This window comes from Lysobacter rhizosphaerae, assembly GCF_054779795.1.
Genome location: NZ_BAAGXO010000007.1, coordinates 354,513 through 366,406, shown reverse-complemented (window position 1 = coordinate 366,406; position 11,894 = coordinate 354,513). Strand labels below are relative to the sequence as shown.

Here is an 11,894-nt window from a genome sequence, read left to right as displayed (position 1 = left end):
GCGTCAACTTGATCCCGTATCTGCCTGGGCAAGGCCGGGCCCCTCACCGAGGTTTTGAACCAGCCCGGCATCACCCACGCGTGAGCGCTCCCGACCCGGTCTGACCGGGGCATCTCCGTTCCATTTCCTTTCCATGACCTTGCCGCTTTCCCCTCTTGTGGGGCTGACGGGCTGGGGCGGAACGTTGATCCACTTGCGATTCCGCACAGACGGGACGCCGTGATGCAGCGCCACTGCACTGCATCGGAATTCGACTCCGGGGAGCCTTCATGCATCTGAATACCAAGCCGTATGCAGCAGCTGTACTCGCCATTGCCGTGGGTACCGCGCTGGCGGCGGCCAAGCCATCGCCCACCGGGCGCGCCTTCGACCTGCTGCGCAGCCACGCGCCCGCGGTCAGGTCTTCCGTCAATGACCAATATGTCGTGCGGGATGTGACCGTCGACAGGGACGGGACCGAGCACGTCCGCTTCGACCGCACCTACGCGGGACTGAAGGTGATCGGCGGCGACCTGGTCATGCACTCGCGCAACGGCCAGTACAGGGGAATTTCCATGACCCAGGGCGCGCCGCTGTCCCTGTCGGTCCGGCCCAGCTTCGACTCGAACGCTGCGGTCGTCGCCGCCGGCGTGGAGTTCGGCTCCGATTTCGCGGGCGTTCCGGAGAGCACGCTGGTGGTCTACGCCCGCGGTGGCGCGCCCCGGCTGGCCTGGCAGATCCACCTGCATAACGAGCGGGCGGACATGACCTATATCGTCGATGCGCACGGCGGCCGGGTGCTGGATCGCTGGAGCAACCGCGAGACCGCTGTCGCCAACGGGACGGCCAGGACCCTGTACTCGGGCGCTGTCCCGATGACCACCAACTCCATCTTCGGCGGCTACGAGATGCGCGACCCGACGCGCGGCGGCACCCGCACCATCGACGCCTCCAACAGCCGCACCTCTGGCCAGGTCTACAAGGATGCCGACAACGTCTGGGGGAACCACGCCGTCTCCGACGTGGCCACCGCCGCCACCGATGCGCAGTACGGCTCGAACGTCACTTGGGACTACTACAAGAACACGCACGGCCGTAACGGCATCGGCAACGATGGCAAGGGTGCTTACAACCGTGTGCACTACGGCTTTTCCTACAGCAACGCCTATTGGTCCGACGGCTGCTTCTGCATGACCTATGGCGACGGCGACGGCGCCAACATCGGCCCGCTCGTAGCGCTCGACATCGCCGGCCACGAGATGAGCCACGGCGTCACTGCCCGCACCGCGGGCCTCATTTACTCCGGTGAATCCGGCGGCCTGAACGAGGCGAACTCGGACATCATGGGCACGATGGTCGAGTTCTATGCCGGCAATCCCCAGGACACCCCGGACTATCTGATCGGCGAGGAAGTCTTCGCAGCCAACGTGCCCGGCAGTCCCAACCAGCGTGCGCTGCGCTACATGTTCAATCCGTCCGCCGACCACGCCTCGCCCAACTGCTACTACAACGGCATCGGCAATCTGGACGTGCACTACTCCTCGGGCATCGCCAACCTGTTCTTCTACCTGTTGGCCGAAGGCACCGGCGCCAAGATCTACAGCGGTGTGAACCACACGCCGGCACCGACCTGCAACGCATCGACATTCGCGGGTATCGGCCGCGCCAAGGCCGAGAAGATCTGGTACCGCGCACTGACCGTGTACTTCACTTCCAGCACCGACTACCCCGGTGCGCGCACGGCCACGATCAACGCTGCGAACGACCTGTACGGCGCCGCTTCGGCCGAAGCGAGCGCGGTTGCGACCGCCTGGTCCGCCGTCAGCGTCAACTGATCCCTGACAGGGGGAGCTTCGGGGTGCCCGGAAGACTGGGCACCCCGTGGCGCTTGCACATGTCCGGCACACAACAAGAACTCAAACGCTCAGCCCAGGGGAAGCAATGACTGGATCCAGCCAGCACCACACCGGTGCGCGCAAGCCGCGCGCTCGCACGACCCCTGCGGTCGCCCCCGTTACGCGCGCCATCCGCGCGGCCCTGGCCGTGTCGGCCACGATGCTGGTGTTGTCCGCGCCGGCGTTGGCGGCCCGTCCCTGCAGCTTCGCGGAGGTTGTGGGCAACGGCTACGTTTGCGACGGCGGTTTCGTCCAGGTCGGTCCGGATGCAGCCTTGTTGTCGCCGGTCGATCTGACCCGGGTGCGGGGCGAAGGCGAGATTCCTGCCAGCGTCATTCCGGCGGTGGGGGCCGCCGGTTGGGCCGGCGATGTCTCGCGCCCCCACCCGGGCAGCCTCGACGAGGAGGCTGCCGCGAGCATCGCAATCTGGGAGGCCGGCGCGGTCGACGATGTTTCGGTGATCGGCGGTGGCAGCGGCGGCGGCATTGGCGCCGCGAGCGCGGCCGAGCTCCTCTCGATCGACAACAGCAATGCCATCAATGTCAGCGGCTCCGACTGGCAATACGGCATCCGCGAGCACGACTTCTACGACGACGTCACCGTCGTCAACAGTGGCGACCTCAATGTCGATTCGTCGGGTGCCGGTAGCCCGTACACGCCCGGCAATCATGCGTTCGGCATCCGCGCGAGCTCTTTCTACGGCGACGTCGAAGTAGCCAACACCAGCGCGATCACTGCCCACGCCAGCAATGATCCCGACTTTGGCTACTCATATGCCCGAGGCATCGTCAGCCTGTCCTATTACGGGGACGCCAGGACCAACAACGCAGGCAGCATCGATGTCGCCGCCGGTGGCGAGGACTGGGCGCTCGCGTTCGGTATCTACAACATCGCCTCGGGCTTCCATGCATCGACGGTGGACAACAGCGCGTCGATCTCCGCGAGCGCCACCACCGATGGCAGCGGCGATTTCCAGTGGGCCTGGGCCGCCGGTGCGAGGGCCACGGCCATCTATCCCGCTTATGGCGCCGTTGCGGGGTACGACGACGTGCTGCTGCACAACTCCGGCGACATCTCCGCCTTGGCCAGCGTCGAAGGACATGACGGCAATGCCGTGGCCTGGGGTGCCTACACGATGTCGCTGAATCCGGGCGGCACATCCACGCTCGAGAACGACGGCACGATCTCAAGCTACGCCCATGCCGGCTTCGCGGATTCCAGCTACAGCTACGCCGCCGGCATCATCGCCGCCAATCGCGACGGCAGCGCGGTAGCCGCGAATCACGGCCATGTGGATGCCGTTGCCCGCAACGACGCTGACGACGGCGTCGCCCAGGCCATCGGCGTCAAGGCGACATACCTCAGCATCGGCTACGGCGACTCGACCATCACCAACGACGGGGACGTCGAAGCGCATGCCTCGGGCCATGGTGGCCGGGCCTTGTCGACCGGCCTCTCCACGGGTGGCTACTACAGCGGCAGAACCAGCACGATCGACAACGCCGGCAGCGTGATCAGCACGGCCGACATCGACGCGTCCGGCATCGCCTACGCAACCGGCATCAGCGGCCGCAGCAAGTACGGCGCCAGCGTCGTGAACAGCGACGACATCAGTGCGCACGCGACCGTCGTCGACGGTGCCGCCATCGCCATGGGTGTTTACGCCAGCAGCGACAACGGCGGTTATGCCGCAGTGACCAACCAGGGCGACATCAGCGCTGCCGTGGTCGTCACCGGCAGCGACACCTACAACATGGGTCACGCCTCAGGCGTCCGCGCCGCGGGCTACGACGCGGCATCCGTCAACAACACGGGTTTCATCGACGCCAGCGCCATCGCCAACACGGCCAACGTCACGGCCTATGGCGCGATCAGTTCCTCGGATCACCTCTCCTATCTGACCAACGATGCCGACGGCATCATCGACGCCACTGCCGGCACCCTGGACGGCAACGCACTCGCCGTCGGTGCCCTGGCCTCCGGCTGGGATGCGGCGACGCTGAGCAACTACGGCGGCATTTCCGCCCTGGCCACCACCGGGAACGGTGACGCGCAGGCGTATGCAGCCGTCGTCAACGGCACCTATTCGGGCATCGGCCTGCTGATCAACGGCGGCGACCTCAGCGCCGAGGCGGCAGCCGGTGCTGGCGGTCGCGCGTACGCCACGGGCGCGTACGTGTATGCGAATGTCGCAAGCATCTTCAATGACGCCAGCAGCAGTGCCACGGCCACCGCCGGCGCTGGCGGCACGGCCATTGCCCGCGGCGCACGCGCCTACGGCATGTACACGTCTGTCTCCAACTACGACGCACTCACGGCCAGCGCTACCGCCGACGGCGGTACCGCCATGGCCAGGGGCATCGACTCGCTCGGCTATCTCGGTTCGTCCGTCGACAACGCCGCGGACATCCTGGCGGTCGCCGACGCGGATGGCGGCACAGCCACGGCGATGGGCAGCTATTCGCTGGGCCTCATCTTCAGCTCCTACACCACCAACACGGGGACGATCGTCGCCGATGCCAGCGGCGCCAGCGCCGATGTGCTGGGCGTCCTCAATGCCGCCCTGTACCTCGGGGATGCGGTCACAACCAACGACGGCAGCATCACTGCCTTCGCTGAAGGCACTATTGCGCCTTACGGAGAAGCAGAGGCCGTAGCCATCGGCGTCTACAACTTCGCGATGTACTACGACTCCATGGTGGACAACCGCGGCTCGATCTCCGCCACGGCCCTGGCGACGGAGGACATCTTCGGCACCTACGGGTTCCTCCAGGCCAAGGCGCTGGGCGTGCAGGCGCTGGCCGCGTACGGCTACGGCGAGACGTCGATCGTCAATACCGGCGACATCCACGCGGCGGCCGTCACCAGTCAGGGCTATGCATCCGCATGGGGCGCCGTCGCCCAGTCGGGCATGTACGGTTCCGCGTCGATCGAGAACGACAATCTGATCGCCAGCTATGCCCATGCCGACATCGGCGTGGGCATGGCCCTCGGCGCCTACGCGGTCAGCCTGGCCGGCACTTCGCAGATCGTGAATCACGGCGACATCGTCGCCACCGCGGACGCCGAGCGCGGCATCGTCGGTGTGGCCGTCGATTACGCGGACGCCACCGGCGTGCGGCTGATGAGTGTTCCGTACGGCGGCGGCGAGGCCATCCTCGAGAACTACGGCAATATCCGGGCGAGCACCACCATCCTGGGCGGCATCGGCTACGCCACCGGCGTCGAGGCGTATAGCCTGGACACCTCGATCCACAACGCCGTCGGCGCGCACATCACAGCAACCGTCGATGCCGAACTCTTCGGTGGTGCATTCGCCACGGCCGTCAACGCGGGCGGCATGTACGGCGTCGACCTCGTCAACGACGGCGCCATCACCGCCTACGGCCACGCCAATGCGCACTCGGAAGGCGCCTACGGCTTCTACGGCGCCGCCGGCGCGACCGGCATCTATCTCAACGCCAGCCTCCAGGGCGATGCGATGGTGCAGAACAATGGCGACATCAATGCGATTGCGATTGCCGGGAACAGCGTCAGCTGGGCCCAGGGCGGTGCCGGCGCGACCGGCGTCAACGTCTACGCCAAGTACGACGCGAGCATCGTCAATGCAGGCGATATCAATGTCATCGCGGAGTCCCAGTTCGGCAACGTCGCCGCTTACGGTGCGGTCGCCCGTGGCAAGTACAGCAGCCACATCGTCAATGAAGCCGGTTCCAGCATCGTGGCGTCCGCTGCGGTAGGCAGCCTGGCGGGCGACCAGTACGCGGGGCGTGCCGTCTCGTTCGGAACCCAGATCTTCAAGCGCGGGATGGACGATGCCGTCACCTACAACGCGGGCAGCATTGTTTCCCATGCCGTGGTCACGCCGGACGGGACGGGCGCAGCGATCGGCAGCATCGCCACCGCCTTCGGTAGTTCCATCGGATACAACTCCGCGGTAATCAGTGGAGAGGTGATCAACGTCGGCGCCATCGAGGCCGCCGCCAGCGCCGATTTCGGCTACGCATCGGCGTACGGCGCCTTCGTGGCCACCGACCACGACGCGCTCATCACCAATGATGGCGACATCCAGGCGGGCGCCTCAGCGACCGGCGGCAATGCCTTCGCGGTCGGCAGCTACGCGTTCTCGCTGCACCAGACAGTTACCTACAACTGCGACTACTACGGCTGCGACTATGCGAACCCCAACATTGTGGTGGACGACGGCAGGTCGCTGATCGACAACAGCGACCAGATCACGGCGGCGGCGACGGCGCAGGGCGGCGTGGGCTACGCCTACGGCGCGGTCGCGATCGGTGCATTCAGCGCCGGCATCACCAACGCGGGCCAGATCAGAGCGAGTACCGACGCTGACGATGCCCTGGCGATCGGTGTCCTCGCCAACAGCCTCTATGGATCGGCCGGATTGCAGAACGACGGCGACATCGTCGCCACCGCCGATGGCGACGTCGCGAATGCCTACGGTGCGCGCATCCTGGGTGCCTACGGCGACGTCGACAACGGCTACCTCGCGGCAACGATCACCAACTCCCGCAACATCCGCGCCCGCTCGGACGGCACGACCGCAACCGCGACCGGCGTGGAGGCTACCGGCCGCAACGGCGACGGCATCCGGATCGACAACGCCGGCACGATCCTGGCGGCTGCTTATGGCACCGATGCGACGGCCACCGCAGTCGCGATGGATTCCTACGGCAACAACACGCTGACCAACACCGGCACCATCGCCGCGCTCGGTGATGGCATGCGGATCGCCATCGCTTCGGGCAGCGGGGCGACCGCGAACATCACCAATGGCGGCTCGATCACCGGCGCCATCCTCACCGGTGGCCTGGACGACAGCTTCGACAACGCCGCGGGTGCCACCTGGCATGTTTTGGGCGACACCGACTCCGACTTCGGCGCCGGTGACGATCACATCGTCAACAACGGCACGATCTTCCTGGACAACGCTGCGATCCGCCTGGGTGGCTACGTCAACGGCAACACGTTCGACAACTTCGGTCTGATCGGCGTCTCGGGCAGCAACGTGCTCGACATGGACAATCCCTTCCCGGTCTACAACAACGGGACGATCAGCTTCGTCGATGGCGTGCCCGACGACATGCTGACCATCGTCGGCGACTTCGCCGGCGACGGTGTCCTCAACCTCGATGTCAGCGTGCTGAACCAGGCCAGCGACCGGCTCTATGTCGACGGCAGCGTGATCGAGCCGATGACGCAGACGATCAACGTCAACCTGCTGGACGTGCCGAACGCGCCCAGCATCGATATCCCGCTGGTGAACGTGAGCGGCAGCGCGGCGGCCGGCGACTTCGTACTGGGCAATGTCAGCTACAACACGGGCGGCTTCCTGACCCTGGGCTTCGGCCTGAGCTCCAGCATCGATTCCGCCAACGCGCGTGACGATGTCTACGCGCTCCGCGTGGACGCGACCGGCCTGAACGGCACGGGCTCGCTCGCCGCCGCCGTGGCGCCGGGTGCGCAGAGCCTGGTCAATGCCCAGGTCGGGACCTGGCGCCAGCGCATGGGCGTGGTGCCGGAAAAGGGCGACACCGTGGTGGCGCCGTGGATGCGCGTGTTCACCAGCAGCGGCGACGAGGAGGCTCGCCACAGCTCCAACTTCGGCAGCGGCGGCACCTTCGGTTTCCACCAGTCGAACCACGGTTGGGAACTGGGCCTGGATGTCCGCCCGACCGAGCACATCGCCCTGGGCGTGCTGCTCGGCAAGTCGGATGGCAGTCAGCGCGTGGGCGGCGGCGCCGGCAGCGACCGCTTCGACGGCAGCACCGTCGGTCTGTATGGCACGTGGCTGGGTTCCAACGGCTTCTACGTCGACCTGTCGCAGCGCTGGATCGATGTCGATGCACGCCTGCGTGCGGCGACGGGAGCCGTCACGACCAAGGCGACGGCCGATGGATTCAACGTCGAGACGGGCTTCACCGCCTGGACGCTGGCGGGCATCAACGTGGTGCCTCAGTTGCAGTACACGCGCACCCGCGTCGACGACATCAGGCCGGTGCAGGACGCCGGCTCCACCTTCACCAGTGACGGTGGGGCGTCCTCGCGTGGCCGGTTGGGCGTGGCTTTCGACAAGAGCTTCCAGGCCTCCGGCTTCACGATGACTCCGTACGGCTCGCTCAACGTCGTGCGCGAGTTCGATGGCGATTACGACTACTCGATCAACGACGGTCTGTCGGGTTCGACGCGCATCGAAGGCACCAGCGCCATGCTCGAACTTGGCATGGGCGCGCACAAGGGCGGGTTGTCGGTCAGCGGTGGCCTGAGTTGGACCGACGGCGGCGCGCAGCAGGGCGTCGTGGGTGGGCAGCTCGTGCTGCGTTACGGCTTTTAAGTGAACGAGGGGGGCCGGCGAAGTGTTTGCCGGCCCCCGACACCGCTGCGTGCGGTGATTTCCAGGCAAGGCCCGGCGCTGTCGTCTGGCCGGACATGAGGAGTGGCAAGACGTGGTCAGCAAGCATCCGCCCGAGGGCGTCCAGGACAACGACATCAAGGACGGAAGCGAAGAAGCGCAACTGCAAACGGTAGGCGCTGAGCCGGCCGCCACTGCAGCGCAGGCCCGCGCGGCCAGACCGCCGCTGAACCTGGCGCAGCTGAAGGTAGAGAAGAGCTGCTCGCGCGGGCTGGCCGGATGGCTGGCCGGCAACCGCATCTCGCTCGCGATCACGTCCTACCAGACCGGGCGCGTGTACCTGGTCGGAAGCGACAAGCAGGGCCGCGTGTCCTTCTTCGAGCGCATCTTCGAGCGCGCGATGGGCATCGTCGGCAACGCGCAGCGCATCTATCTTGGTGGCCTGTACCAGCTGTGGCGCTTCGAGAACGTGCTGCGTCCCAACGAGACGATCCGCCAGCAGTTCGACAAGTGCTACGTGCCGCGCAACGCGCAGACCATCGGCGATCTCGACATCCACGAGCTGGGGATCCGCAAGAACGGCAAGGTGGTGTTCGTCAACACCAAGTACTCGTGCCTGGCCGAACTCAGCCAGACGCACAGCTTCAAGGCGATCTGGAAACCGGATTTCATCAGCAAGCTCGCACCCGAGGACCGTTGCCACCTCAACGGCCTGGCGATGGTCGATGGCGAACCGCGCTACGTGACCGCGGTGTGCCGTAGCGACACCGTCGACGGCTGGCGCGATCGTCGCCACGACGGCGGTGTCGTGATCGACGTCACCACCAATGAGATCGTGTGCGAGGGCCTGTCGATGCCGCATTCGCCGCGCTGGGCGAATGGAAAACTGTGGGTGCTCAACGCCGGTACCGGCCACCTTGGCTGGGTCGACTTGGCAACGAAGAAGTTCGTGCCGCTGGTCTTCGTGCCCGGCTTCGCGCGCGGTCTGTCGATCGTCGGCAACGTCGCTGCGGTTGGCCTGTCCAAGCCGCGCAACCAGCGCTTCGAGGGGCTGCAGCTCGACGCAGAACTCGGCAAGCGGGACGCCGATCCGTGGTGCGGCGTCCAGATCATTTCGCTGGCCACCGGCGACGTGATGAACTGGATCCGCTTCGAGGGCGACATCAGCGAGATCTTCGACATCAGCTTCCTGCCCAACGTGCGCAACCCGATGATGGTGGGCCTGCGCACGGCGGAAATCCGCGAACTCATCACGTTCGAATCGGCGCTGGATGCGGTGGAGGCCGAAGTCGCATGAGAATCATGGACAGGTTCGTCACCGCGGTGGCGGTGGGCACGGTGTTGTGTGGGATTGCGGTAGCGGGCCTCCTCTTGCTTACCGGGACCTCCACGCCGGCCCACGCCGCGGAAGGGGCTGCGTCCGCGGCGACAGCGCAGGCCGCGGCGCCGCGTTTGTTCGACACGCTCGACGCCAACAAGGACCAGGTGCTGTCGCGCCAGGAATTCCAGTCGGGCTTCGCCGTATTGCAGCGCCTGGTCGCGATGCAGGTCCGTCTTCGGGAACAATTCGGCGTGCTGGACGCAAATCGCAGCGGTGCGATCGAAGCCAGCGAGTATGCAAACCTCGAACTGATCAGGAGCCAGGGCAAGGCGGCACCATCGCTCGCCGCCTTCGATGCCGATCACGACAAGAAGCTCGGTTTTGCCGAGTACGCAACGCTGGTACGCACACTCGCCACCGGGCAGGCCTCGGCGAAGAAGTAGCAGATGCACAGCACCGATGTTGTCCAGGAGCCGCACTTGAGTACCGAAATATCGTTCGAGACCGTTCCGGTCTGGAAGCAAGTCACCGCGGAACTTTCCGCGGAGTTGATCGACCTGTGGGGGCGCTCGCAGGCCATTCCCGACCCGGAGCAGGCGGTCCGGCGTGCCCGCCAGGCCGTCTGCATCGCCCGTGACAAGTCCGGCGCGGTTTGCGGCGTCGGCACGGCCGTCATCCGCGTCCTGCCGCGGCTGCGGCAACCGTTGTACTACTACCGCCAGTTCTTCGCTCCGGAGTTCCGCGGGCAGAAGCAGGCGGTCCCGTTCTTGAACGAGTCCCGCAAATTGCTGGAGGAGTACAACGAGTCGCTCGCCGAGCCCGAAAGTCTCGGGATACTGCTGGAACTCGAGAACCGGCAGCTCATGGCGCGCTACGCGCGCGCCTATGAGCCGGCGGCGGACTCGACCTTCATCGGCTATTCGCGAAGGGGGTTGCCGCTGCGGGTTTCCTACTTCAAGGACGCGCGCTTGTTGCCGCAGCCGTCGCAGGCTGGCACGTCCTGACCAGGGTCGCGCAGGCCGCGGCCCGGGTCTAGAACGAATCGCCCGGGACGCGCACCCAGCCTTCCATCAGCACGCGTGCACTGCGGCTCATCACCGCCTTGGTCACGGTCCACTCACCATTCACTTGCCGTGCTTCGGCGCCGACGCGCAGGGCGCCGGAGGGATGGCCGAAGCGCACCGCGGAACGATCGCCGCCGCCTGCAGCCAGATTGACCAGCGTGCCGGGAATCGAGGCCGCCGTGCCGATGGCGACGGCGGCGGTGCCCATCATCGCGTGGTGCAGCTTGCCCATCGACAGCGCGCGCGCGTGCAGGTCGATCTCGCCCGCGGCGATGTGCTTGCCGCTGGAGGAAACGTAATCCTGGGCCGGTGCGACGAAGGCGACCTTCGGTGTGTGCTGGCGCGTGGCGGCCTGCGTCACATCCGCGATCAATCCCATGCGCACCGCGCCGTGCGCGCGGATCGCCTCGAACTTGGCCAATGCGGCCTTGTCGTCGTTGATCGCGCCCTGCAACTCGGTGCCGGCGTAACCGAGGTCGGCGGCGTTGAGGAAAATGGTCGGGATGCCGGCGTTGATCAGCGTCGCCTTGAACGTGCCCACGCCGGGGACCTCGAGATCGTCGACCAGGTTGCCGGTCGGGAACATCGCACCGCCGCCTTCGCCCTCGTCGGCGGGATCGAGGAACTCCAGTTGGATCTCCGCGGCCGGGAACGTCACGCCATCGAGTTCGAAATCGCCGGTTTCCTGGACCTGCCCATTCGTCATCGGCACATGCGCGACGATGGTCTTGCCGATGTTGGCCTGCCAGATGCGCACGGTGGCGATGCCGTCATGCGGCACGCGCGCGGGATCGATCAGGCCGTTGGCGATCGCGAACGGGCCGACCGCCGACGACAGGTTGCCGCAGTTGCCGCTCCAGTCGACGAAGGCGGTGTCGATGGAGACCTGCCCATACAGGTAATCGACGTCGTGATCGGCCACGTCGGATTTCGCGATGATCACGCACTTGCTGGTGCTCGACGTCGCCCCGCCCATGCCGTCGGTGTGCTTGCCGTAAGGATCGGGCGAACCGATCACGCGCATCAGCAACGCGTCGCGCGCCGGGCCCGGGAGCCGTGCGGCTTCGGGCAGGTCCTGCAGGCGGAAGAAAACGCCCTTGCTGGTGCCGCCACGCATGTAGGTGGCGGGGATGCGGAGTTGCGGTGCGTGGGCCATGGTTACGTTCCGGTGTTGGTGCTGTTCTCCCTCTCCCGCTTGCGGCGCCCGAAGGGTGTCCAAGGGTGAGAGGGTTGGGGTGAGGGTAGGAGGCGGTCGTAATGCA

6 protein-coding genes are annotated in these 11,894 nt (G+C 66.3%); 5 read left to right on the top strand and 1 reads right to left on the bottom strand.

Annotation, left to right across the window (positions count from 1 at the left end):
• Window positions 1-269 precede the first annotated feature (269 nt).
• From ACYVGE_RS10800 to ACYVGE_RS10780, 5 genes are all read left to right on the top strand, one after another.
• On the top strand, window positions 270-1,814 hold the full coding sequence (locus ACYVGE_RS10800) for a M4 family metallopeptidase (RefSeq protein ID WP_460729761.1): 1,545 nt from the start codon (window positions 270-272) through the stop codon (window positions 1,812-1,814).
• Between the two features lie 106 nt (window positions 1,815-1,920).
• A complete protein-coding gene (locus ACYVGE_RS10795; RefSeq protein ID WP_460729759.1) occupies window positions 1,921-8,229 on the top strand; it encodes an autotransporter outer membrane beta-barrel domain-containing protein in 6,309 nt (2,102 codons plus the stop codon).
• A gap of 112 nt (window positions 8,230-8,341) precedes the next feature.
• Window positions 8,342-9,544, top strand: coding sequence for a TIGR03032 family protein (locus ACYVGE_RS10790; protein WP_460729757.1), 1,203 nt, complete (start codon window positions 8,342-8,344; stop codon window positions 9,542-9,544).
• 5 nt (window positions 9,545-9,549) lie between these two features.
• A complete protein-coding gene (locus ACYVGE_RS10785; RefSeq protein WP_460729755.1) occupies window positions 9,550-10,011 on the top strand; it encodes an EF-hand domain-containing protein in 462 nt (153 codons plus the stop codon).
• A gap of 36 nt (window positions 10,012-10,047) precedes the next feature.
• The gene (locus ACYVGE_RS10780; RefSeq protein ID WP_460729753.1) at window positions 10,048-10,572 is read left to right on the top strand and encodes a hypothetical protein; all 525 of its coding nucleotides are present in this window, start codon (window positions 10,048-10,050) and stop codon (window positions 10,570-10,572) included.
• Between the two features lie 28 nt (window positions 10,573-10,600).
• Here ACYVGE_RS10780 and prpF read toward each other — a convergent pair whose 3' ends face one another.
• Window positions 10,601-11,788, bottom strand: a complete 1,188-nt coding sequence (gene prpF / locus ACYVGE_RS10775; RefSeq protein ID WP_460729751.1) for a 2-methylaconitate cis-trans isomerase PrpF — start codon at window positions 11,786-11,788, stop codon at window positions 10,601-10,603.
• Between the last annotated feature and the right edge of the window lie 106 nt (window positions 11,789-11,894).

What these genes read in the sequence shown, in the direction of transcription:
- ACYVGE_RS10800 (WP_460729761.1), top strand. Translation starts at nt 270, where the DNA reads ATGCATCTGAATACCAAGCCGTATGCAGCAGCTGTACTCGCCATTGCC.
- ACYVGE_RS10795 (WP_460729759.1), top strand. Translation starts at nt 1,921, where the DNA reads ATGACTGGATCCAGCCAGCACCACACCGGTGCGCGCAAGCCGCGCGCT.
- ACYVGE_RS10785 (WP_460729755.1), top strand. Translation starts at nt 9,550, where the DNA reads ATGGACAGGTTCGTCACCGCGGTGGCGGTGGGCACGGTGTTGTGTGGG.
- prpF (WP_460729751.1), bottom strand. Translation starts at nt 11,788, where the DNA reads ATGGCCCACGCACCGCAACTCCGCATCCCCGCCACCTACATGCGTGGC.